This window comes from Burkholderia plantarii, from assembly GCF_001411805.1.
Taxonomy (GTDB): domain Bacteria; phylum Pseudomonadota; class Gammaproteobacteria; order Burkholderiales; family Burkholderiaceae; genus Burkholderia; species Burkholderia plantarii.
Map to the genome: position 1 here is coordinate 518,527 of NZ_CP007212.1, position 22,320 is coordinate 540,846.

A 22,320-nucleotide genomic window follows, 5' to 3' on the forward strand; every position below is an offset into this window, starting at 1 on the left:
TAAAAGTCCTGATTGATAACGTCAATCAAGAATCAAGACATCATGTTGAAGCAGCGAACCATCAAATCGATCGTGAAGACCGTCGGCATCGGCCTGCACTCGGGCCGCAAGGTCGAACTGACGCTTCGCCCGGCCGCGCCGGGTACGGGGATCGTCTTCACGCGCGTCGATTTGCCGGCCCCGGTCGAGATTCCGGCCAACGCGATGGCGATCGGCGACACGCGCCTCGCGTCGGTGCTGCAGAAGGACGGCGCGCGTGTCTCGACGGTCGAGCACCTGATGTCGGCCTGCGCCGGCCTCGGCGTCGACAATCTCTACGTCGACGTGACCGCCGAGGAAATCCCGATCATGGACGGTAGCGCCTCGTCGTTCGTCTTCCTGATCCAGTCGGCCGGCATCGAGGAGCAGAACGCGCCGAAGCGTTTCATCAAGGTGACGCGCCCGGTCGAGATTCGCGACGGCGACAAGTTCGCCCGGCTCGATCCGTATTTCGGCTTCAAGCTCAAGTTCACGATCGATTTCCGCCATCCGGCCGTCGACAAGACGGGTCAGGAACTCGAGGTCGATTTCGCCAATACGTCCTACGTGCGCGAGATCGCACGCGCGCGCACCTTCGGCTTCGCCCACGAGGTCGAAATGATGCGCGAGCTGGGCCTGGCGCGCGGCGGCAGCATGGACAACGCGATCGTGCTCGACGAGTACCGCATCCTCAACAACGACGGCCTGCGCTACGACGACGAGTTCGTGAAGCACAAGATGCTCGACGCGATCGGCGATCTGTACGTGGTGGGCCATCCGCTGCTCGCGTCGTACACCGCCTACAAGTCGGGCCACGGCCTCAACAACGCCTTGCTGCGCGAACTGCTCGCGCACGAGGACGCCTACGAGATGGTCACGTTCGAGGATTTGAAGGCCGCGCCGCGCGGTTTCGGCTTCGACGCGCAGACGGCGTTCGCGTAAGCGGGCGTCGGGCGGGGCGGCACGCGTCGGCCCCGGCACAATGAAAGAAGGCAGCCATCCGGCTGCCTTTTTCGCATGGGGGACCCGCATCGAGGGGCGAGCCCCTCAGCGCGTCGGCTTCGGTTTCTTCGCATGCCGCTCGGCCATGCGTGCCAGCGCGTCCTGCAGCGGCGACGGCGCCAGCGCCTCGGCCAGCTCGCGCAGCGCCTCGGTGCCCGCGGGCGTCATGCGCGCCTGCTTGATCCGCAGCGGCTCCGGCGCATCCTGCGGGCGCACCCGTACCTTCAGCGTCGCGACGTGCCAGCCGCGCGCCTGCAGGTCGGCGACGAGGCGCGGCGCCACCTGCCGCAGCCGCGCGGCCAGCGCGTTGTGCGCCGCGAACAGCGTCAGGCCGCCGTCCTTGATCGAGCCGGGTTCGACGTGATTGGCGAGATAGTCGGGCAGCAGCGCGCGCAGATCGCGCTGCAGCGAGGCGACCTGCTCGACGCCGGCGCGCAGCGCGGCGAACGCGTCGGTGCGCTTGAGCACGTCGGCCGCCACCTGCGGGCGCGAGTAGCCAGCCGCACGGGCGGATGCGTAGGCGGACGACTTGGCGGACCTGGGCGGGCGATTCATGAAGCGGCGCGGATTTTCGTGGGGCAGCAGCGATGGCGATGGACGGATTGTAACCTGCGCGAGGCATGCTGACGGCCGGGTGGCCGGGGCCGGATCGACGGAGGGCGATCGGCCCCCCGCGCGGGATTTCCCGCACGGCCTTGATGCGGCGTCGTTCCGGCCGCATATCGGTTGTCGCGGCGGCGCATTCGGCGCGCCTTTGCCGGGCGCGAAGCGGGGGCCGGCGCGATACCGGCGCGTGCAAATGCGCGTGCTAAAATTCTTCGTTTGAATTCACTCATACGCTAAGCCGCCAAGGCTCGGCGCGCCGGGGTAGGTGTCATCCGCTCCGGGGCCGTTGCTGCGACGCAGACCCGATCGATGACAACCGGTTTTCTCCAGAAGATTTTTGGCAGCCGCAATCAGCGGCTCGTCAAGCAATACCAAAAGACCGTCGCGGCGATCAATGCGCTCGAGCCGCAGATCGAGCAGTTGACGGACGACCAGTTGCGCGGCAAGACGGGTGAATTCCGCCAGCGCGTCGCGGCCGGCGAGTCGCTCGACAAGCTGCTGCCGGAGGCGTTCGCGGTCTGTCGCGAGGCGAGCCGGCGCGTGCTGAAGATGCGCCATTTCGATACGCAGTTGATCGGGGGCATGGTGCTGCATTACGGCAAGATCGCCGAAATGCGCACCGGCGAAGGCAAGACGCTCGTCGCGACGCTGGCCGCCTACCTGAACGCACTGTCGGGCCGCGGCGTCCACGTCGTGACCGTCAACGACTATCTCGCGCAGCGCGATGCCGAGTGGATGGGCCGCCTCTACAACTTCCTCGGGCTGTCGGTCGGCATCAACCTGTCCGGCATGGAGCACGAGCAGAAGCACGAAGCCTACGGCGCCGACATCACCTACGGCACCAACAACGAGTTCGGCTTCGACTACCTGCGCGACAACATGGTCTACGAGACCGAGGCACGCGTGCAGCGCGCGCTGAACTTCTCGATCGTCGACGAAGTGGACTCGATCCTGATCGACGAGGCGCGCACGCCGCTGATCATCTCGGGCCAGGCCGAGGACCACACCGAACTATACGTGCGCATGAACGCGCTGCCGCCGCTGCTCGAGCGTCAGATCGGCGAGGAGAAGGCCGACGGCACCGGCGTCGAGAAGCCGGGCGACTACACGCTCGACGAGAAGGGGCGCCAGGTGTTCCTCACCGAGTCGGGCCACGAGAAGGCCGAGCGACTGCTCGCCGAGTGGGGCCTGATCGGCGAGGGCGAAAGCCTCTATGCGCCGCAGAACATCACGCTGATGCACCACGTGTACGCGGCGCTGCGCGCCCACACGCTGTTCCATCTCGACCAGCACTACGTGGTGCAGAACGGCGAGGTGGTGATCGTCGACGAGTTCACGGGCCGCCTGATGGCGGGCCGGCGCTGGTCAGACGGCCTGCACCAGGCGGTCGAGGCGAAGGAGCACGCGAAGATCCAGAGCGAGAACCAGACGCTCGCCTCGATCACGTTCCAGAACTACTTCCGGATGTACGCGAAGCTGTCGGGCATGACCGGCACGGCCGACACCGAAGCCTACGAGTTCAACGAGATCTACGGCCTCGAGACGGTCGTGATCCCGACCAACCGCCCGCCGAAGCGGATCGACAAGCAGGACCAGATCTACAAGAGTGCGAAGGAGCGCTACGACGCGGTGATCCGCGACATCCGCGACTGCTACGAGCGCGGCCAGCCCGTGCTGGTCGGTACCACCTCGATCGAGAACTCGGAGTTGCTCTCGCACCTGCTCAAGCAGGCCGGGCTGCCGCACGAGGTGCTGAACGCGAAGCAGCACGCGCGCGAAGCGGCGATCGTCGCCGAGGCGGGGCGCCCGAAGCGGATCACGATCGCCACCAACATGGCGGGCCGCGGCACTGACATCGTGCTCGGCGGCAACGTCGAGAAGCAGGCGTCGTTCATCGAGGCCGACGACGCGATCCCGGCCGAGGAAAAGGTCGCGCGCATCCAGCAACTGCACGACGAGTGGGAAACGCTGCACGAGCAGGTGAAGGCCGCGGGCGGCCTGCACATCATCGGCACCGAGCGCCACGAGTCGCGCCGTATCGACAACCAGCTGCGCGGCCGTGCGGGCCGCCAGGGCGATCCGGGTTCGTCGCGCTTCTACCTGTCGCTCGACGATCCGCTGCTGCGCATCTTCGCCGGCGACCGCGTGCGCGCCATCATGGACCGCCTGAAGATGCCCGAAGGCGAGGCGATCGAGGCCGGCATCGTGACGCGCTCGATCGAATCGGCGCAGCGCAAGGTCGAGGCGCGCAACTTCGACATCCGCAAGCAGCTGCTCGAATACGACGACGTGTCGAACGATCAGCGCAAGGTGATCTACCAGCAGCGCAACGAGCTGCTCGAGGCGAACGACATCGCCGAGACCATCGGCGCGATGCGCCATGGCGTGATCACCGAGATCGTCCACCAGTACGTGCCGCAGGGCAGCATCGAGGAGCAATGGGACCTGCCCGAGCTCGAGGAAGCGCTGCGCAACGACTGGGGCCTCGATCTCGCGGTCCAGGAGATGGTCAACGAATCGCAGTCGATCAACGTCGATGAAATCCTCGAAGCCGTGACGACGGCCGCCGACGAGCACTACGAGGCGAAGGTCGCGCTGGTCGGCCGCGAGGCGTTCAGCTCGTTCGAGCGCTCGATCATGCTGCAGACGCTCGACCGCCTCTGGCGCGAGCATCTGGCCGCGCTCGACCATCTGCGCCAAGGCATCCACCTGCGCGGCTACGCGCAGAAGAATCCGAAGCAGGAGTACAAGCGCGAGGCGTTCGAACTGTTTGCGGCGATGCTCGAGGCGACCAAGCAGGAAGTCACGCGGATCGTCATGAACGTGCAGATTCAGTCGCCGGAACAGCTCGAGGAAGTCGCCGAGCAGATCGAGGAATCGGGCGGCCAGTTGGTCGAGAACGTCGAACTGCGTCATGCCGATTTCTCCGACACCGGCGCCGCAGTGGCGACGGTGGCCACGGCCGAGATGGTCGGCAGCGCGATGGCGGCGGGTGCGGGCGGCGAACTGGCGGGCGACGTGCCGCGCGTCGGGCGCAACGATCCGTGCCCGTGCGGCAGCGGCAAGAAGTACAAGCACTGCCACGGCAAGCTGAGCTGATCCCGGCGGCGCCGGCGCGGCATGCGATCCATCCGCCCGGCGCCGTCGTTGCGCTTGCCATGCGTCATGCCGCTGTCGCACGCTCCGGCGCAGCATGACGTGACATGAATCCGCGGCGGCCCGCATCGATGCGCGCCGCCGCTTCGTTCTCATTCACCGATGCCGGCCGCGGCCGGCATTTTCCTTTCGGCAGGTGTCCCCATGGCTGTCAATTTCCCCTCGATCGATCCCGCGCAACTGCATCCCGTCGCCGGCGTCACGCTCGGCTGGGCGGAAGCCAGCATCCGCAAGCCGAACCGCAAGGACGTGCTCGTCATCTCCGTGGAGGAGGGGGCGACGGTGGCCGGCGTGTTCACCGAGAACCGCTTCTGCGCGGCGCCGGTGATCGTCTGTCGCGAGCATCTGGCGGGCGTGCGCACCGGCGCGCCGGCGATCCGCGCACTGGTCGTGAACACCGGCAACGCCAACGCCGGCACGGGCGAGCCGGGCCTCGCCGCGACCCGCGAGACCTGCGCCGAACTCGCGCGCCTGACCGGCTTCGCGCCTTCGCAGGTGCTGCCGTTCTCGACCGGCGTGATCCTCGAACCGCTGCCTGTCGATCGCCTGAAAGCCGGCCTGCCCGCCGCGCTCGCGAATCGCGCGGCCGCGAACTGGTACGACGCCGCGCAGGCGATCATGACCACCGACACGCTGCCGAAGGCGGCCTCGCGGCAGGTGGCGATCGACGGCCATACGGTCACGCTGACCGGCATCAGCAAGGGTGCCGGCATGATCAAGCCGAACATGGCGACCATGCTCGGCTTCCTCGCGTTCGACGCGGCCGTCGCCCAGCCGGTGCTCGACCAGCTCGTGAAGGACGTGGCGAACCGCTCGTTCAACTGCATCACGATCGACGGCGACACCTCGACCAACGACTCCTTCATCCTGATCGCCTCGGGCAAGTCGAGCCTGCCGGCCGTCACTTCTACCGACTCGCCCGCCTACGCGGCGCTGCGCGAGGCCGTGACCGAGGTCGCGCAGACGCTCTCGCAGCTGATCGTGCGCGACGGCGAGGGCGCCACGAAGTTCATGACGGTGCAGGTCGAGGGCGGCCGCGACGTGGCCGAATGCCGGCAGATCGCCTACGCGATCGGCCATTCGCCACTCGTGAAGACCGCGTTCTACGCGTCGGACCCCAACCTCGGGCGGATTCTCGCGGCGATCGGCTATGCCGGCATCGCCGATCTCGAAGTCGGCAGGATCGACCTCTATCTCGACGACGTGCTGGTCGCAAAGGCGGGTGGCCGCAACCCCGACTACCAGGAAGCCGACGGCCAGCGCGTGATGAAGCAGAGCGAGATCACGATCCGCGTGCTGCTCGGTCGCGGCGACGCGAGCGCGACGATCTGGACCTGCGATCTGTCGCACGAGTACGTGAGCATCAACGCCGACTACCGGTCGTAAGCCGGCCGCACGCCAAGCGGCGGCGCGCTCGCGCCGCCACGATCATCGAACTACCGGATTCCCAGATGGACAAGCTCGAACAGTTTCTCGACCGCGCCGAAGCGCTGATCGGCCGCTTCGAAGCGCTGCTGCCGCCGGCCCCGGCCGACGTCGACTGGAGCGCGGCGAACGCGTTTCGCTGGCGCAAGCGCCAGGGCCGCGGTTATCTGCAGGCGGTGCCGGCCGTGTCGCCGATCGCGCTCGCCGACCTCCAGAACATCGACCGCCAGAAGGCGCTGATCGAACAGAACACGCGCCAGTTCGTACAGAAGCGGCCGGCCAACAACGTGCTGCTGACGGGCGCGCGCGGCACCGGCAAGTCCTCGCTGATCAAGGCCTGCCTGAACGCCTACGCGGCCGAGGGGCTGCGGCTGATCGAGGTGGACAAGGACGATCTGCACGATCTCGGCGACATCGTCGAACTGATTTCGGCACGCCCCGAGCGCTTCATCGTGTTCTGCGACGACCTCTCGTTCGAGGACGGCGAATCGGGCTACAAGGCGCTGAAGGTCGCGCTCGACGGCTCGATTTCGGCGCAGTCGGACAACGTGCTGATCTACGCGACCTCGAATCGCCGGCACCTGCTGCCCGAATACATGAGCGACAACGAGTCGTACAAGCACCTGCCGGACGGCGAAATCCATCCGGGCGAGGTGGTCGAGGAGAAGATCTCGCTGTCCGAGCGCTTCGGCCTGTGGGTCAGCTTCTATCCGTTCAAGCAGGACGATTACCTGACGATCGTCGCGCACTGGCTGCGCCATTTCGGCTGCGACGACGCGCAGGTCGAGGCGGCGCGCGGCGACGCGCTGGTTTGGGCGCTCGAACGCGGCTCGCGCTCGGGGCGCGTGGCCTGGCAGTTCGCGCGCGACCGCTCCGGCCGCCAGGAGCCGGCATGAGCGCGGCCACCGACGCCAGCGCGGGCGGTGCCGCGCCGCGCAAGGTCACCGAGGTCGCGGTCGGCGTGCTGGTGCAGCCCGACGGCCGCTATCTGCTCGCGCAGCGGCCGGCCGGCAAGCCCTACGAGGGTTACTGGGAATTCCCGGGCGGCAAGCTCGAGGCGGGCGAGAGCGTGGAGGCGGCACTCGCGCGCGAACTGCACGAGGAGCTCGGGATCTCGGTCACGGCCTGTCAGCGCTGGCATACGCTCGAACACGACTATCCGCACGCGTACGTGCGACTGTTCTTCTGCAAGGTCACGGGTTGGGACGGCGAGCCGCATAGCCGCGAAGGGCAGGCGTTCGTCTGGCAGTCGCTGCCGGTAGACGTCGCGCCGCTGCTGCCGGCCGCGCTGCCGGTGCTCGACCTGCTCGCGCGCGAAGCGCAGGCATAGGCACGCCGAGGGCGGTTCGCCCGGGCGTCAGTCCGGCAGGCTTTTCCGCCGATCCGGAAACAGGAGGTCAGTCGTGGTGGCTGGAGCGGCCCGAGCGGCCGTCCGGCTCGCCGTCCGCGGCATCGTCCGACGGTTCGTCGTCGGTGCCGCCGATCCGGTAGCGCTCGGCGGCCCAGGCGCCGAGGTCCATCTGCTTGCAGCGGGCCGAGCAGAACGGGCGGAACGGGCTTTCCGGCGTCCAGGACACGTCCTTCGCGCAAGCCGGGCATTTGACGACGAGAGTCACGGCGATATTCAGAGATTACAGAGCGTCAGCTGGAACGGCACGTCGATATCGACCGCGCGGGGCCGCACGTCGCCGTCCTGGGCGGTGAAGCGCACCCACAGCATGTACTTGTTGGCGCTCGCTTCGGGGATCACGTGGAGTTCGGGCGGCACGCGCACCTGCATCAGCTGATAGGTACGCCCGGACAGCATCTGCTGGTAGCTGCCCTGCATCGCCATCACCTTCGAGGCCTGGCCCGATTCGCGCGCGAGGCGCAGCACGATGGTGGCCGCGTCGCGCAGCGGCAGCAGCGGCATCGCCCATTTCGTGATGTCCTGGCGCCGCTGCTCGGCGGGCCACTGCTGCCACGCGTAGTAGGACGGCAGGTCGAACTTGCAGGTGCCGCCTGGAATCACCGCGCGGCTGCGGATGCTGCCGAGCCATTCGTTGTCGGTCAGGTGCTGGCCGGTCTTGCCCTGCATCTGCCCGAGGTGGCCGAGCGTCTGCTCGATCTCGCCGAGCACGGCCTCGAGCGCGTTCTGCTCGATGCCCGGATTGCCGCGAAACGGCGCGAGCGTCTGCCGCTGGCGTTCCAGTTCCTTCATCAGATCCGACTTCAGGTCCGCCCGGCCCGCGACTTCCGCGATCTCGAACAGCGTCGTCAGCGCGACGTGATGCTCCCTCGGATCTTCCTGAGCCAGAAAGAACGTCAGGCGCTCGAACAAATCTTCGAGGCGCAGCAACGTGCGGATGCGTTCGTTGAACGGATACTCGTAAAGGATCAAGCGCGCTCGCCTCGGGCGTTGTGACAAAGGACCGGAATTGCCGAACATTCTAATGCCCACGCTCAGGCGTCGCAATCGCGCCTTTTTTGCCACCGGCGGCCCGGGCGCGCGGCTTGCTCGGCGCGGCCGCAGGCCGGGACGGCCCACCTTCAGGATTTCGATGCGGCGAGCGCGAGATAGCGTGCGTGCAGCGCGTCGATGCGGGCCTCGAGCATCGCGTCGGGCGCGGCCTCGTTGACGATCACGTCGTCGGCGGCGGCCAGCCGCGCCGCGCGCGTGGCCTGCCGCGCGATGATCGCCTCCACCTGCGCGCGGGTGAAGCCGTTGCGCCGCATGACGCGGACGATCTGCGTCTCGAGCTCGCAGTCCACCACCAGCACGCGATCGACGCGCGCGCGCCAGGTGCCCGATTCGACCAGCAGCGGCACCACGAAGATCAGGTAGGCACCGCGCGCGAGCGAGGCCTCGCGCTCGGTTTCCGCGCGGATCAGCGGATGCGTGATCGCCTCGAGGCGGCGCCGCGCGTCGTTGTCGGCGAACACGAGCTCGCGCATGCGCGCACGGTCGAGCGAGCCGTCGGCGGCCACGAACGCGGCGCCGAACTCCGCCGCGATCGCCGGCATCGCCGTGCCGCCGGGCGCGGTCACGCGGTGCGCGATCGCGTCGGTGTCGACGAGGCTCGCGCCGCGCTCGCCGAAGCGGTTCGCGATGGTGGTCTTGCCGCTGCCGATGCCGCCCGTCAAGCCGATCGAAAGCATGGAATCAGCCTCCGATCGCCAGATAGAACGGCGTGCCGTAGAGCAGCGTCGCGATGCCGCCGAGCGCGAGAAACGGTCCGAACGGCAGCGGCTCCTCGAAACGCATCCGGCCGCGCCACATCGCGACGAGTCCCACCAGCGCGCCGCTCAGCGCCGCGATCAGCACGATCTGCGGCAGCGCGATCCAGCCGAGCCAGGCGCCGAGCGCGGCAAGCAGCTTCAGGTCGCCGTAGCCGATGCCCTCGATGCCGCGCAGCCACTTGAACAGCCAGAACACGCACCAGAGGAACAGATAGCCGGCGATCGCGCCGATCACGGCCTCGCGCAGGTCGACGAAGCTGCCCCACAGATTGACGACGAGGCCGGCCCACAGCAGTGGCAGCGTCATCGAATCGGGCAGGTAGCCGGTCTTGATGTCGATCAGGCTCATCGCGACCAGCATCGCGCAGAGGCCGAACGCGGCGAGCGCGGCCGGCACCGGGCCGAACACCGCGAGCGAGGCGACCGCGAGCGCGCCCGAGACGAGCTCGACGAGCGGATAGCGGAGGCCGATCGGCGCGCTGCACTGGCTGCAGCGGCCGCGCAGCGCCAGATAGCTGAACACCGGCACGTTTTCCCAGGCGCGCAGCACGTGGCCACAGTGCGGGCAGGCGCTGCGCGGCACGGACAGGTCGTAGCGCGCCGGCAGCCCGTCGTCGGGCGTCGGGTCGGTGCCGGCCGCCTCGGCGAGTTCCGCCTGCCAGGCGCGCTGCATCATCACCGGCAGCCGGTGCCCCACCACGTTCAGGAAACTGCCGACGACGAGCCCGATCACGGCCGCGAACAGGTAGCGGACGGCGGGCGGCAACGCGGCGAACGCGGCGAACGCGGCGAACGCGAGCGGCGGATCGGGCAGGGCGAAAGACGAGATCATCGAAACCGGACGGGAAAAGGGCAAAAGCGAAGCGCGGCAACCGGGAGCGATCCTACACCACGTTGCCGAGCTGAACGATCGGCAGGTACATCGCCACCACGAGCCCGCCCACCAGCGCGCCGAGCACGATCACGACGAGCGGCTCGCAGAGGCTCGTCAGCAGGCCGATCCGCTCGTCGACCTGCCGCTCGCAGAGCGTCGCGATGTCGACCAGCATCGCGTCGAGCGTGCCCGATTCCTCGGCCACCGCCACCGGCTCCACCACCTCGTCCGGGAAGCAGACGGCCGCGCGCATCGCTTGCGCGAGCCGCTCGCCGCGCAGCAGCCGGGCGGCGATCGTGGCCGTCGCGCGATCGAATACCGGGTTGCCGGTGGCCTGCGCGAGCGAATCGAACGCGTCGGCGAGCGGCGTGCCTGCGCGCAGCAGCGTGCCGAGCGTGCGGCTCCAGCGCGCGGCGGCCAGCGTGCGCAACAACGGGCCGACCAGCGGCAGCCGCAGCGTCGTGCGCGCGACGGCGAGGCGCAGCGCGGGCGAGCGGCGCAGCAGTGCCGCCAGCGTCAATCCGGCGGCGGTGGCCGCGATTGTCACGGGCGGCCCGGCTCGCGCGGCCGTGCCGGACAGCGCGAGCACGAAGCGGGTCGGCGCCGGCAGCTTCGCGCCGAAGCCGTCGAAGATCTGCGCGAAGGTCGGCACGACCCACACCAGCAGCGCCGCGCTGATCGCGAGCGAGAAGGCCAGCACCGCGAGCGGATAGGCCAGCGCAGACCGCACCCGGGCGCGCTGCGCGGCGCCGCGCTCGCGATCCTCGGCGACGCGCGCGAGCAGCGGCGCGAGCGCACCCGATGCCTCGCCGACCGCCACCAGTTGGCGGAACATCGGATCGAATTGCCGTGGATACTGGCGCATTGCTTCCGACAGTTGCCGCCCCGCGCCGATCGCGCGGGCCAGCCCGGCGGCGATGCGCGGCACGTCGCGCCGGCCGCCCGCGTCGGCCAGCAGTTCGAGCGCCGGTGCGAGCGGCAGGCCGGCGCGCAGCAGGCCGCCCAACTGATGCGTGAAGCGCGTGACGTCGCGCGCGCGGGCGGCCGGGGCGCGTGCCGGCCCGCCGTCGTCGAGCGCCAGCACCGTGATGCCGTTCCGGCGCAACGCCCGGCGCGCCGCGGCCGCGTCGACGGCGATCAGCGTGCCGCGCCGCTGCGCGCCGTCCCGCGCGAGCCCGGCCCAGCGGAACCGCCGGTCGGCGGCGGGCGGCGCGCTCATGCGGCGTCCGTGATCGCGAGCGCCTCGTCGAGGCTCGTCGTGCCGTCGTACACGCGTTCGAGCGCCGCGTCGCGCAGCGTGCGCATGCCGTCCTCGCGCGCCTGCCGCGCGAGCGCGAGGCTGCCGGCGCGACCGACGATCCGCTCGCGCAACGCGTCCGACACCGTCATCACTTGATGCACGCCGATCCGGCCGCGATAGCCGATGCCGTGGCACGCCTCGCAGCCGACGGCGGCGAACGGACGCCAGCCGGCGCCGAGCGCGGCGGCGTCAAGCCCGCCGGCGGCAAGGCGCACGGCCGGCACGGACGACGGCCGCCGGCACGCGGCGCAGAGCCGCCTGACGAGCCGCTGCGCGGTGACGACGCGCAGCGCGGACGCGACGTGGTACGGCGCCACGCCAATGTCGAGCAGGCGCGCGATCGCGCCCGGTGCATCGTTGGTGTGCAGCGTCGAGAGCACGAGGTGGCCGGTCTGGGCGGCCTTGAGCGCGACGTCAGCCGTTTCGGCGTCGCGGATCTCGCCGACCATGATCACGTCCGGATCCTGTCGCAGAAACGCGCGCAGCGCGACCGCGAACGTGAGCCCGGCCTTGTCGCGCACGTTGACCTGGTTGAGCCCGTCGAGCTGCAGCTCGGCCGGATCCTCGATCGTGCAGAGATTGCGCGAGGCCAGATTGAGCCGTTGCAGGCAGCAGTAGAGCGTTATCGTCTTGCCGCTGCCGGTCGGGCCGGTGACGAGCACGAGCCCGTGCGGCGCTGCGATCGCCGCCTCCAGGGCCTCGGCCTGGCGCGCATCGAAGCCGAGCGCCGGCAGCGACAGGTCGGCCGGCAGCGTATCGAGGCGCCGCAGCACGAGCTTCTCGCCGTGCAGCGTGGGCAGCGAGCTGACCCGGTAGTCGCCGGTCACGCCGCGGCCGAGCGCGATCCGCAGCCGGCCGTCCTGCGGGACGCGGCGCTCGGCGATGTCCATCCGCGCCAGCACCTTCAGGCGCGTGACCACGCCGTCGCGCAGATGCGCGGGCGGTGCCGCGAACGGATGCAGCGCGCCGTCGATGCGCAGCCGCACGCGCCAGTCGCGTTCGGCCGCTTCGATGTGGATGTCGGACGCGTCGCGTCGCGCGGCCTCGTTCAGGATCTCGTTGACGAGCGCGACCACCGGCGCGTCGCCGGCCGGCGCGGGCCGGCCTGCTTCGGAGGAAAAGGATGTGGAGGGCGTGGACACTTCGACCGGCCTCGCGGCCGCCTGTTGATCACGATGCGGTGATCATCGCGCCGGCGCGCGGTGGCCGGCAGTCGGCCGAACGGCTAACGCGCGAGGTCGGGGCAGGGGCGGGGAGCGGCCGGCGTCGAACGTCGGATGCGGAAGCTCGACGCCGGCCGTGCCGTCAGCGCAGCAGCCCGCGCACGCCGCGCGGCGCGCGCGGCTTGAAGAGCTTGACGGTGCGCACGGCCTGATCGTCGCTGCGCATGACCTCGAGCATCACGTCGCCGATCTTCATGCAGACGTCGCCGTCGGGGATTTCCTCGAGCACTTCGAGGATGAGCCCGTTGAGCGTCTTCGGCCCGGTGGTCGGCAGGCTCAGGTTCAGCCAGCGGTTCAGCTCGCGCAGCGGCATGCTGCCGGCGACGATGCATTCGCCGTTCGTGTTCCAGCCGCCGCGCGAGCCGCCACTGCGCGGCGTCGAGGTCGTGAATTCGCCGATCAGTTCCTCGATGATGTCCTCGGGCGTGACGAGCCCTTCGAGCTCGCCGTATTCGTTGACGATCAACGCGGTGCGCTGGCGGCTCTCCTGGAAATACTGGAGCTGCTGGAATACCGCGGTGCCGGACGGCACGTAGTACGGTTCGGCGAGCAGCCCGCGCAGCGTGTCGCGGTCGAACTCCTGGTTGTGCAGCGCGGTCAGCGTCTTGCGCACGTGCAGCACGCCGAGCACGCGGTCGATGTCGCCCTGATAGACGATCAGCCGGTTGTGATAGCAGGTCTCGAGCTGATGCAGGATCTCGTCGAGCGGCGCGTCGAAGTTCAGCGACTCGATCTGGCGGCGCGGGACCATCACGTCGTCGACGGTGATGTTCTCGAGATCGAACAGGTTCAGCAGGATGCTGCGGTGCTTGGTCGGCATGAAGCTGCCCGATTCGAGCACGATCGAGCGCAGTTCCTCGGGCGAGAGCCGCTGGTCGCGCGCGCCCTTCGTGTTGATGCGCAGCAGGCGCAGGATGCCGTTCGCGAGCTGGTTCACGAACCACACCACCGGCTTCATGGCGCGCATCAGCGGTGCGATCACGAGGCTGGCCGGCAGCGCGATGCGCTCGGGGTAGGTCGCGCCGACGATCTTCGGCGTGATCTCGGCGAACACGATGATCAGGAACGCGACGATCCCGGTGGCGATCGACAGCACCAGGTTGTCGTGGCCGAACGTGCGCAGCGCGATCGAGGTTGTCAGCACCGGGATGATCGTGTTGAACAGGTTGTTGCCGATCAGGATCACGCTGAGCAACTGGTCGGTGCGCGCCAGCAGGCGCTGCGTGGTTTTCGCGCCGAGCGCGTTCTTGCTCGCGAGCAGTTTGAGCCGATGGCGGTTGAGCGCCATCATGGCTGTTTCAGAGATGGAGAAGAAGCTGGAGCAGAGAAGCAGGACGAAGACGGCGCAGATCTGCGCCCATAAGGGAATGTGGTCCACGCGGATCGGGATCGGTGAGGGTCGGCAATGAGGGTGACTATAGCAGAGGGTGACGCGGCACCCGGCACACGCCCGGGTGTCGGGATCTGGCGGCCGGCAAATCTCTGCTGAGCAAAAAAAACCGCGCAACGTGTGCGCGGTTTTTACAAATCTGGTCGGGGTGAGAGGATTCGAACCTCCGGCCTCTACGTCCCGAACGTAGCGCTCTACCAGGCTAAGCTACACCCCGATTTGGACTCTTTTGCCACTTCTGTCTCGTTCAAGACTTTCGTGTCATCGAGTAAGAACATAATTTTAGCAGCGAGTTTTTGAAAATGGAAGAGGGGAACGAAAAAATTGCATCGGCGGCGGCCTGCGCTTCCTGACGCGCGCATTCGAGCGTGTGATCGAGCGCGCCCGAACGCGTGATCGCGTCGAAGATCGTGTCGAAGCGGTCGGTGCCGCCCTGTTCGATTGCCTCGCGCGCGAGCGTTCGCTGTTCCGGCGTGCCGTGTTCGAGCAGGTGGATCAGCGGCAGCGTCGGCTTGCCCTCGCGCAGGTCGTCGCCGGCGTTCTTGCCCATCGATTCGGCGGTGCCCGCGTAGTCGAGCCAGTCGTCCATGATCTGGAACGCGGTGCCGATGCGGCGTCCGTATTCGGCGGCGGCGGCCTCGATGCTCGCATCGGCGCCGGCGAGCACGGCGCCCAGGCGCGCCGACGCCTCGAACAGCTTGGCCGTCTTGTAGCGGATCACCTGCATGTAGCGCGACTCGTCGACGTCGGCGTCATGCATGTTCAGCAACTGCAGCACCTCGCCCTCGGAGATGATCGTGGTGGCTTCCGAGAGGATCTCCATCACGCGCATCTTGCCGACGCCGACCATCATCTCGAACGAGCGAGAATAAAGATAGTCGCCGACTAGCACGCTGGCCGCGTTGCCGAACAGCGCGTTGGCGGTCTTGCGGCCGCGGCGCAGCTCCGATTCGTCGACCACGTCGTCGTGCAGCAGCGTGGCGGTGTGGATGAACTCGACGACGGCCGCCAGCGTGTGCCGGTGGCTCGACGCGTCGCCGAGCGCGCCCGCGACGAGCAGCAGCAGCGCCGGCCGCAGCCGCTTGCCGCCCGCGCCGATGATGTATTCGGCAATCTGGTTGATCAGCAGCACGTCGGACGACAGGCTCTGCCGGATGACGCGGTTGATCTGCTCCATATCGTCGGCGATCGGAGCCAGCAGTTGCGCGGCGCTGAGGGAAGGGGAGGCAGTGGACGACATGATCATGGAATTGGGTAGTGCGCGGGATTATAAGGCGATTCGACGCCGCGCCGGGCCGAAGCTTGGCGGATGGGCGGTTTTGACCGGGCGCGCGTGATGCGCGCCCGGCGTCACGCGGCCGTATGGCCATGCGGCTGGGGCGTGGATCAAGGCGGATCGCCTGCCCCGCCTGCCCGCTGGCGGGGTCGTATCGTGCGCGGCCGTGCCGCGAACGCGTTTCGTCAATAGGCTTTGACCGGCAAGCTAACTCTCTGTATAATCACGCGTTTTCCGTGCGTGGTGCATGGAGAAAACAGATCTAGAGTGAGGTTTGCAATGTACGCGGTCATAAAAACCGGTGGCAAGCAGTACAAGGTTGCCGTCGGCGAAAAACTGAAAGTAGAACAGATACCGGCAGACATTGACGCAGAAATCACGCTCGACCAGGTTCTCGCAGTGGGCGAAGGCGAATCGATTCAGTTCGGTACGCCGCTGGTCAGTGGGGCTTCCGTCAAGGCTACCGTTGTGTCGCACGGTCGTCATGCCAAGGTCACCATCTTCAAGATGCGTCGCCGGAAGCACTACCAAAAGCACGGCGGCCACCGCCAGAACTACACCGAACTGCGCATCGACGCGATCAACGCGTAAGCGCACCGGTCAAGGAGCTATCAAATGGCACACAAAAAGGCAGGCGGGTCTTCCCGCAACGGCCGCGACTCCGAGTCGAAGCGCCTCGGCGTGAAGGTGTACGGCGGCCAGGCGATCAACGCCGGCGGCATCATCGTCCGTCAACGCGGCACGCGCATGCACCCGGGCGAGAACGTCGGCATCGGCAAGGACCACACGCTGTTCGCGCTGATCGACGGCCACGTCAAGTTCGCAACGAAGGGCGCAGCGAAGAAGCACACGGTTATCGTCGTTCCGGCCGCCGCGTAAGTTCGCACAGGCACGGGCTGCATAGCCGGAAAGGCCCCGCGGCGACGCGGGGCCTTTTCTTTTGCGCGTCGTCGCGCGCCGGGTCGGTCCGACCGCGGCAACCCGGCCGAACGGCCGATTGGTCAAGCGCGGCGCCACGCGGCACAATATTGGTTCAATTCAGGCGGAGCTTGACGGATGAAGTTCATTGACGAAGCGCGAATCGAGGTCATCGCCGGTGACGGAGGCGATGGCAGCGCGTCGATGCGCCGCGAGAAGTTCGTTCCGTTCGGCGGGCCGGACGGCGGCGACGGCGGCCGGGGCGGCAGCGTCTACGCGGTCGCGGATCGCAACATCAACACGCTGATCGACTATCGGTACGCGAAGAAACACCTGGCGCGCAACGGCGAGAACGGCCGCGGTTCCGACTGCTACGGCAAGGGCGGCGACGATATCACGCTGCGTATGCCGGTCGGTACCATCATCACCGACATGGACACGGGCGAGTTGATCGCCGACCTGACCGAGCACGAGCAGAAGGTGCTCGTCGCGCAGGGCGGCGCGGGCGGCCTCGGCAACCTGCACTTCAAGTCGAGCACGAACCGCGCGCCGCGCCAGAAGACCGAAGGCAAGCCCGGCGAGCGCCGCATGGTGCGGCTCGAGCTCAAGGTGCTGGCCGACGTCGGCCTGCTCGGCATGCCGAACGCGGGCAAGTCCACCTTCATCTCGTCAGTGTCGAACGCGAAGCCGAAGATCGCCGACTACCCGTTCACGACGCTCGCGCCGAACCTCGGCGTGGTACGCGTCGGGCCGAGCAAGAGCTTCGTGATCGCCGACATTCCAGGCCTGATCGAGGGCGCGGCCGAAGGCGCGGGTCTTGGCCACCAGTTCCTGCGTCACCTGCAGCGCACCGGCGTGCTGCTGCATCTGGTCGATCTGGCGCCGTTCGACGAAGGCGTCGATCCGGTGGCGGAAGCGACGGCAATCGTCGGCGAACTGCGCAAGTACGACGAATCGCTGTACCGGAAGCCGCGCTGGCTCGTACTGAACAAGCTCGACATGGTGCCGGAGGACGAGCGCGCCGCGCGCGTCGCCGATTTCGTCAGCCGCTTCGGCTGGGACGGCCCGGTGTTCGAGATTTCCGCGCTGACAGGGCAGGGCTGCGAGAACCTTGTTTATGCCGTCTACGACTACCTCGCCGAGCATTCGGACGCGCACCGTGCTTCCGAGGCCGAGGATCTGGCCGCCGACGTGCGTTTCCGCGACACGCCCGCGCCCAGTGCCGGCGAGACGCCGCCGGAGCCCGAAGCCGGCAGCTAAGCCAGCCTCGGAACCGGTGGTTGAACCGGTAAATGGACCAGTAAGCAGGCCGGCCGGCGCGATATCGGACCCGGCGCTCGCACCGGTCGTCGTGCCGACGCGCCCGCATCGGCGCTGGTCCGCATGCCGCGCGGCGCGCTAGCGTTCGCCGCGCCCCGATTTTCTTGCGCCGCATTGACAGGAGTTCGCGCACGATGCGTTCGATCATCGCCGATTCGAAGCGATTGGTTGTGAAGGTGGGTTCCAGCCTCGTCACCAACGACGGGCGCGGGCTCGATCATGCGGCAATCGGCCGTTGGGCCGCGCAGATCGCGGCGCTGCGCGACGCCGGCAAGGAGGTCGTACTGGTCAGCTCCGGCGCGATCGCCGAGGGCATGCAGCGGCTCGGCTGGAGCAAGCGGCCACGCGAGATCGACGAGCTGCAGGCCGCCGCCGCGGTCGGCCAGATGGGGCTCGCGCAGGTCTACGAGAGCCGCTTCGCCGAGCACGGCATCCGCACCGCGCAGATCCTGCTCACGCACGCCGACCTGGCGGACCGCGAACGCTACCTGAACGCGCGCTCGACGCTGCTCACGCTGCTGCGCCTTGGCGTGGTGCCGATCATCAACGAGAACGACACGGTCGTCACCGACGAAATCAAGTTCGGCGACAACGACACGCTCGGCGCGCTCGTCGCGAACCTGATCGAAGGCGACGCGCTCGTGATCCTGACCGACCAGACCGGCCTCTTCACCGCCGATCCGCGCAAGGATCCGGCCGCCACGATGGTGCGCGAGGCCGATGCCGGCGCGCCCGAACTCGAGGCGATGGCGGGCGGGGCCGGCTCGAGCCTCGGCCGCGGCGGCATGCTGACCAAGATCCTCGCCGCCAAGCGCGCCGCGCACAGCGGCGCGAACACGGTGATCGCGAGCGGGCGCGAGGCCGAAGTGCTGGTGCGGCTCGCGCACGGCGAAGCGATTGGTACGCAACTGATCGCCCGCACCGCGCGGATGGCCGCGCGCAAACAGTGGATGGCCGATCACCTGCAGGTGCGCGGCCACGTCGTCATCGACGCCGGCGCGGTCGAGAAGCTGACGGCCGGCGGCAAGAGCCTGCTGCCGATCGGCATCGTCGCGGTGCAGGGCGTATTCGCGCGCGGCGAGGTGATCGCCTGCGTGGACGACGCGGGACGCGAGGTCGCGCGGGGCCTCACGAACTACAGCAGCGCCGAGACCCGGCTGATTCAGCGCAAGCCGAGCGGCGAGATCGAGACCGTGCTCGGCTACATGCTCGAGCCGGAGCTGATCCATCGCGACAATCTCGTGCTGATCTGACGCAGCCCACGGCACGCGGCACGCGCCGTCACGACAAAAAGCCCGCGTTCGCGGGCTTTTCGTTTTCCTGACGATGGGAAGCGCCGGGGCGCCGACGCGTCAGCGCACCTGCTGGTTCAGGATCGTGCGATGGGCGCGCAGGTTGTCGATGATCGTGCCGGTCTTCGCGGCGGGCATCTTGTTCGCGCAGAAGTAATCCTGATAGAGCGCCGCGTGGTACGCGTTCAGGTTGCCGTTCTCGATGCGCTGCCAGTCGGTTGCGACGGTGCGGTCCCAGCCGTCGTGATCGGCGTTCAGCGCCGCGTACTGGCGCCATTCGTAGGTGTCGCAGCGGATCCCTTCGTAGATCACGTTGCGCGCGCCGGCCGGGCTCGTGATCACCGAGGTGTAGCGCACGATGCCGTCACTGCCGACGGCGATCGACTTCTCGTCGACGAAGAACTTGAGCGGCGAGTTCTGCGAGACCTCGAACGACAGCAGGTTCGAGGGCTGCGGCAGCGGCGGCAGGGTATCGACGGTGTTCTCGTGCCAGGTCGGCTGGCGGTCGAGCAGATAGACGAACGCGCTGTCGTCCTTGTTGGACGGCTGGCTGGGCGACTTCGAATGGGCGCAGCCGGCGAGTGTGGCAACCGCGGCAAGCGACGCCGCGGCAAAAGCGAACGATTTCAAATTGCACACCTCGAAAAAAGGGCGCGGCAAACGCTGCCGCGCCCGGACATGCCTGATTTTACCTACCCGGTCGGCCGGATATCAGTCGCGCAACAGGAAGCCGCCCGGTGCTTCATCGAACGGGCTCGCGCCCGGCTCGACCTCCGAACAGATCTGCGACGGATCGACCGGCTGGACGCCGATCACGCGAGGATAACGCGTCGGTCGCGCCACCCGCATCTTGTTGTCGGGCCGCTGCGCCGGCCGGCGCAGGAAACGCGACAACTCCGTCAACGCCAACTGATAGACATCCCGCTTGAACTCGATCACCGCGTCGAGCGGCACCCAATACTCGTTCCAGCGCCAGGCGTCGAACTCCGGGTGGTCGGTTGCGCGCAAGCAAATGTCGCAATCGCGTCCGACCATCCGCAGCAGAAACCAGATCTGCTTCTGTCCGCGATAATGCCCGCGGACCTCGCGCTTGATGAACTTGTCAGGCACCTCGTAACGCAACCAGTCGCGCGTGCGACCGATGATCTTGACGTGCTCCGGCAACAGACCGGTTTCCTCGTGCAACTCCCGGAACATCGCCTGCATCGGGGTCTCACCATACTTGATGCCCCCTTGCGGGAATTGCCAGGAATGCTCACGAAGCCGTTTGCCCCAAAACACCTCATTGCGCGCGTTCAGCAGGATGATGCCGACGTTCGGGCGAAAGCCTTCACGATCCAGCATACAACCACCTTCGAATCCTTTAAAATTGCTTTGATTATAAACAGATAACGGGCGCCGCGCACCGCAATGGGCCGAATCTCGGCGAGGTGCGTCGGCTACACTGTCCCCGATTCGTCTGCTACGTCATCTGCGGCGCAGCCTCGTCTTGCTCGCAGCTTTCCATTACTTTTCGCTTTTTTCTGGCGGCCCGGATTGGGCCGCCGTTTCTGGAACTGTCCGCATGAAAGCCTCCCGTTTCTTTATCGGCACCCTGAAGGAAGCACCCGCCGACGCCGAGATCGTCAGCCACAAACTGATGGTGCGCGCCGGCATGATTCGCCGCATCGCCGGCGGTATCTACAACTATCTGCCGATCGGCCTGCGTTCGATCCGCAAGGTCGAGGCGATCGTGCGCGAGGAGATGAACCGGGCCGGCGCGATCGAGCTGCTGATGCCGGCGGTGCAGCCGGCCGAGCTCTGGCAGGAGTCGGGGCGCTGGGAGCAGTACGGCCCGGAGCTGCTGCGCTTCAAGGACCGCAAGGACAACGACTTCGTGATCGGGCCGACGCACGAGGAGGTCGTCACCGACATCGCGCGCAACCAGATCAAGAGCTACCGTCAGATGCCGGTGAACTTCTACCAGATCCAGACCAAGTTCCGCGACGAGATTCGCCCGCGCTTCGGCGTGATGCGCGGCCGTGAATTCATCATGAAGGACGCGTACTCGTTCGACAAGGATCAGGCCGGCCTCAAGGAGTCGTACCGCAAGATGTACGACGCCTACGTGCGCGTGTTCACGCGCATCGGCCTCGAGTTTCGCGCGGTCGCGGCCGACAACGGCTCGATCGGCGGCAGCGGCTCGCACGAGTTCCACGTGATCGCCGACACCGGCGAGGACGCGATCGCCTACTGCCCGACCTCCGACTTCGCCGCCAACGTCGAGGCCGCCGAGGCGCTGCCGCTGATCGCGAGCCGCGCGGCACCGGCCGAGGCGATGGCGAAAGTGGCGACGCCGGGCAAGGCGAAGTGCGAGGCGGTGGCCGAGCTGCTGAACATCCCGCTCGAGCGCACCATCAAGTCGATCATCCTGGCCACCGAGAACGAAGGCGCCGAGCCGACCATCTGGCTGCTGATGCTGCGCGGCGATCACGATCTCAACGAGATCAAGGCCGCCAAGCAGCCGGGTCTGGCCGGCTACCGGATGGCCACCGAGGCCGAGATCGTCGAATGGTTCGGCACGCCGCCGGGCTACCTCGGCCCGGTCGGCACGAAGAAGCCGGTCAAGGTGATCGCCGATCGCACGGTCGCGAACATGAGCGATTTCGTGGTCGGCGCGAACGAGGTCGACTACCACATCGCCGGCGTGAACTGGGGTCGCGACCTGCCGGAGCCGGTGGTCGCCGACCTGCGCAACGTGAAGAAGGGCGATCCGTCGCCGGACGGCAAGGGCGAGATCGACATCTGCCGCGGCATCGAGGTCGGCCACGTATTCCAGCTCGGCACCAAGTATTCGAAGGCGCTGAGCGCGACCTTCCTCGACGAGGGCGGCAAGCCGCAGCCGATGGAGATGGGCTGCTACGGCATTGGCGTGACGCGGATCCTGGGCGCGGCGATCGAACAGAACTTCGACGACAAGGGCATCATCTGGCCCGAGGCGATCGCGCCGTTCGAAGTCGTGCTCTGCCCGATGGGCTACGACCGCAGCGAACTGGTGCGCGAGGCGGCCGACAAGCTTTACGCGGAACTGTCGGCGGCCGGCATTGACGTGATCCTCGACGATCGCGGCGAGCGCCCCGGCGTGATGTTCGCCGACTGGGAGCTGATCGGCGTGCCGCATCGTCTCGTGATCGGCGAGCGCGGCCTGAAGGACGGCAAGATCGAGTACCAGGGCCGGCGCGACACCGAAGCCACGCTGCTGCCGGCCGATGGTGCGGCCACGACCGTGATCGGGACGGTGCGTGCGGCGCTCGCGCGCTGA

21 protein-coding genes and 1 tRNA gene are annotated in these 22,320 nt (G+C 67.8%); 10 read left to right on the forward strand and 12 right to left on the reverse strand.

Annotated features, from left to right (window positions below):
- Positions 1-42: 42 nt before the first annotated feature.
- Complete coding sequence (lpxC, locus tag bpln_RS02280) at positions 43-960, forward strand: UDP-3-O-acyl-N-acetylglucosamine deacetylase (RefSeq protein ID WP_042623778.1); 918 nt, start codon at positions 43-45, stop codon at positions 958-960.
- A 105-nt stretch (positions 961-1,065) separates the two neighbouring features.
- Here the strand turns inward: lpxC and bpln_RS02285 are convergent, their stop codons facing one another.
- Entirely contained in the window at positions 1,066-1,575 is a 510-nt protein-coding gene (locus bpln_RS02285) for a DciA family protein (RefSeq protein WP_042623779.1), read from the reverse strand.
- A gap of 360 nt (positions 1,576-1,935) precedes the next feature.
- Between bpln_RS02285 and secA the strand changes: the two genes are divergently transcribed.
- The 4 genes from secA to bpln_RS02305 all read left to right on the forward strand — a co-directional run bounded on the left by secA (position 1,936) and on the right by bpln_RS02305 (position 7,537).
- Positions 1,936-4,725, forward strand: coding sequence for a preprotein translocase subunit SecA (gene secA, locus bpln_RS02290; protein WP_055137989.1), 2,790 nt, complete (start codon positions 1,936-1,938; stop codon positions 4,723-4,725).
- 201 nt (positions 4,726-4,926) lie between these two features.
- Positions 4,927-6,168: a bifunctional glutamate N-acetyltransferase/amino-acid acetyltransferase ArgJ gene (argJ, locus tag bpln_RS02295; RefSeq protein WP_055137990.1), complete on the forward strand. Its 1,242-nt coding sequence runs from the start codon at positions 4,927-4,929 to the stop codon at positions 6,166-6,168.
- A 65-nt stretch (positions 6,169-6,233) separates the two neighbouring features.
- Positions 6,234-7,103 (forward strand): ATP-binding protein, encoded by an 870-nt coding sequence (locus tag bpln_RS02300; RefSeq protein ID WP_042623782.1) that lies wholly within the window; start codon positions 6,234-6,236, stop codon positions 7,101-7,103.
- Positions 7,100-7,537 carry an NUDIX domain-containing protein gene (locus tag bpln_RS02305; RefSeq protein WP_055137991.1) on the forward strand — a complete coding sequence of 146 codons (438 nt, stop codon included), beginning with the start codon at positions 7,100-7,102 and terminating at the stop codon, positions 7,535-7,537. The genes bpln_RS02300 and bpln_RS02305 overlap by 4 nt, the downstream gene beginning before the upstream one ends.
- A 67-nt stretch (positions 7,538-7,604) precedes the next feature.
- On the opposite strand, the gene bpln_RS02310 is transcribed toward bpln_RS02305, so the two are convergent.
- The 9 genes from bpln_RS02310 to bpln_RS02350 form a co-directional block, all read right to left on the reverse strand.
- Positions 7,605-7,823 carry a DNA gyrase inhibitor YacG gene (locus bpln_RS02310; protein WP_042623784.1) on the reverse strand — a complete coding sequence of 73 codons (219 nt, stop codon included), beginning with the start codon at positions 7,821-7,823 and terminating at the stop codon, positions 7,605-7,607.
- An 8-nt stretch (positions 7,824-7,831) separates the two neighbouring features.
- The gene (zapD, locus tag bpln_RS02315) at positions 7,832-8,587 is read right to left on the reverse strand and encodes a cell division protein ZapD (RefSeq protein ID WP_042623785.1); all 756 of its coding nucleotides are present in this window, start codon (positions 8,585-8,587) and stop codon (positions 7,832-7,834) included.
- A gap of 149 nt (positions 8,588-8,736) precedes the next feature.
- A complete protein-coding gene (gene coaE, locus bpln_RS02320) occupies positions 8,737-9,345 on the reverse strand; it encodes a dephospho-CoA kinase (protein ID WP_055137992.1) in 609 nt (202 codons plus the stop codon).
- Positions 9,346-9,349: 4 nt separating this feature from the next.
- Positions 9,350-10,258 (reverse strand): prepilin peptidase, encoded by a 909-nt coding sequence (locus bpln_RS02325; protein ID WP_055137993.1) that lies wholly within the window; start codon positions 10,256-10,258, stop codon positions 9,350-9,352.
- Between the two features lie 52 nt (positions 10,259-10,310).
- Entirely contained in the window at positions 10,311-11,519 is a 1,209-nt protein-coding gene (locus tag bpln_RS02330; RefSeq protein ID WP_055137994.1) for a type II secretion system F family protein, read from the reverse strand.
- Complete coding sequence (locus bpln_RS02335; protein ID WP_055137995.1) at positions 11,516-12,742, reverse strand: GspE/PulE family protein; 1,227 nt, start codon at positions 12,740-12,742, stop codon at positions 11,516-11,518. The genes bpln_RS02330 and bpln_RS02335 overlap by 4 nt, the downstream gene beginning before the upstream one ends.
- A 163-nt stretch (positions 12,743-12,905) precedes the next feature.
- Positions 12,906-14,201 carry an HlyC/CorC family transporter gene (locus bpln_RS02340; protein WP_042623790.1) on the reverse strand — a complete coding sequence of 432 codons (1,296 nt, stop codon included), beginning with the start codon at positions 14,199-14,201 and terminating at the stop codon, positions 12,906-12,908.
- 152 nt (positions 14,202-14,353) lie between these two features.
- Positions 14,354-14,430, reverse strand: a tRNA-Pro gene (locus bpln_RS02345).
- Between the two features lie 30 nt (positions 14,431-14,460).
- Positions 14,461-15,453 (reverse strand): polyprenyl synthetase family protein, encoded by a 993-nt coding sequence (locus tag bpln_RS02350; RefSeq protein ID WP_055139426.1) that lies wholly within the window; start codon positions 15,451-15,453, stop codon positions 14,461-14,463.
- A 315-nt stretch (positions 15,454-15,768) separates the two neighbouring features.
- Here bpln_RS02350 and rplU point away from each other — a divergent pair, with 315 nt between their 5' ends.
- The 4 genes from rplU (at position 15,769) to proB (ending at position 18,980) form a co-directional block, all read left to right on the forward strand.
- Entirely contained in the window at positions 15,769-16,080 is a 312-nt protein-coding gene (gene rplU, locus bpln_RS02355; RefSeq protein WP_004194344.1) for a 50S ribosomal protein L21, read from the forward strand.
- Positions 16,081-16,104: 24 nt separating this feature from the next.
- Positions 16,105-16,368, forward strand: a complete 264-nt coding sequence (rpmA, locus tag bpln_RS02360) for a 50S ribosomal protein L27 (RefSeq protein WP_042623791.1) — start codon at positions 16,105-16,107, stop codon at positions 16,366-16,368.
- Positions 16,369-16,545: 177 nt separating this feature from the next.
- Complete coding sequence (gene cgtA, locus bpln_RS02365; protein ID WP_055137996.1) at positions 16,546-17,667, forward strand: Obg family GTPase CgtA; 1,122 nt, start codon at positions 16,546-16,548, stop codon at positions 17,665-17,667.
- A 194-nt stretch (positions 17,668-17,861) separates the two neighbouring features.
- On the forward strand, positions 17,862-18,980 hold the full coding sequence (gene proB / locus bpln_RS02370; RefSeq protein WP_055137997.1) for a glutamate 5-kinase: 1,119 nt from the start codon (positions 17,862-17,864) through the stop codon (positions 18,978-18,980).
- A gap of 99 nt (positions 18,981-19,079) precedes the next feature.
- On the opposite strand, the gene bpln_RS02375 is transcribed toward proB, so the two are convergent.
- Entirely contained in the window at positions 19,080-19,649 is a 570-nt protein-coding gene (locus tag bpln_RS02375; RefSeq protein WP_055137998.1) for a CNP1-like family protein, read from the reverse strand.
- A gap of 81 nt (positions 19,650-19,730) precedes the next feature.
- Positions 19,731-20,363 carry an RNA pyrophosphohydrolase gene (locus tag bpln_RS02380; RefSeq protein WP_042623795.1) on the reverse strand — a complete coding sequence of 211 codons (633 nt, stop codon included), beginning with the start codon at positions 20,361-20,363 and terminating at the stop codon, positions 19,731-19,733.
- Positions 20,364-20,583: 220 nt separating this feature from the next.
- Between bpln_RS02380 and bpln_RS02385 the strand changes: the two genes are divergently transcribed.
- Positions 20,584-22,320, forward strand: a complete 1,737-nt coding sequence (locus bpln_RS02385; protein WP_055137999.1) for a proline--tRNA ligase — start codon at positions 20,584-20,586, stop codon at positions 22,318-22,320.

Excerpts from the sequence above, each read along its gene's own strand:
- proB (WP_055137997.1), top strand. The coding sequence starts at position 17,862 with ATGCGTTCGATCATCGCCGATTCGAAGCGATTGGTTGTGAAGGTGGGT.
- bpln_RS02330 (WP_055137994.1), bottom strand. The coding sequence starts at position 11,519 with ATGAGCGCGCCGCCCGCCGCCGACCGGCGGTTCCGCTGGGCCGGGCTC.
- coaE (WP_055137992.1), bottom strand. The coding sequence starts at position 9,345 with ATGCTTTCGATCGGCTTGACGGGCGGCATCGGCAGCGGCAAGACCACC.
- bpln_RS02285 (WP_042623779.1), bottom strand. The coding sequence starts at position 1,575 with ATGAATCGCCCGCCCAGGTCCGCCAAGTCGTCCGCCTACGCATCCGCC.
- argJ (WP_055137990.1), top strand. The coding sequence starts at position 4,927 with ATGGCTGTCAATTTCCCCTCGATCGATCCCGCGCAACTGCATCCCGTC.
- secA (WP_055137989.1), top strand. The coding sequence starts at position 1,936 with ATGACAACCGGTTTTCTCCAGAAGATTTTTGGCAGCCGCAATCAGCGG.
- bpln_RS02325 (WP_055137993.1), bottom strand. The coding sequence starts at position 10,258 with ATGATCTCGTCTTTCGCCCTGCCCGATCCGCCGCTCGCGTTCGCCGCG.
- cgtA (WP_055137996.1), top strand. The coding sequence starts at position 16,546 with ATGAAGTTCATTGACGAAGCGCGAATCGAGGTCATCGCCGGTGACGGA.
- bpln_RS02350 (WP_055139426.1), bottom strand. The coding sequence starts at position 15,453 with ATGTCGTCCACTGCCTCCCCTTCCCTCAGCGCCGCGCAACTGCTGGCT.
- lpxC (WP_042623778.1), top strand. The coding sequence starts at position 43 with ATGTTGAAGCAGCGAACCATCAAATCGATCGTGAAGACCGTCGGCATC.
- rpmA (WP_042623791.1), top strand. The coding sequence starts at position 16,105 with ATGGCACACAAAAAGGCAGGCGGGTCTTCCCGCAACGGCCGCGACTCC.
- bpln_RS02305 (WP_055137991.1), top strand. The coding sequence starts at position 7,100 with ATGAGCGCGGCCACCGACGCCAGCGCGGGCGGTGCCGCGCCGCGCAAG.
- bpln_RS02300 (WP_042623782.1), top strand. The coding sequence starts at position 6,234 with ATGGACAAGCTCGAACAGTTTCTCGACCGCGCCGAAGCGCTGATCGGC.
- bpln_RS02380 (WP_042623795.1), bottom strand. The coding sequence starts at position 20,363 with ATGCTGGATCGTGAAGGCTTTCGCCCGAACGTCGGCATCATCCTGCTG.
- bpln_RS02385 (WP_055137999.1), top strand. The coding sequence starts at position 20,584 with ATGAAAGCCTCCCGTTTCTTTATCGGCACCCTGAAGGAAGCACCCGCC.
- rplU (WP_004194344.1), top strand. The coding sequence starts at position 15,769 with ATGTACGCGGTCATAAAAACCGGTGGCAAGCAGTACAAGGTTGCCGTC.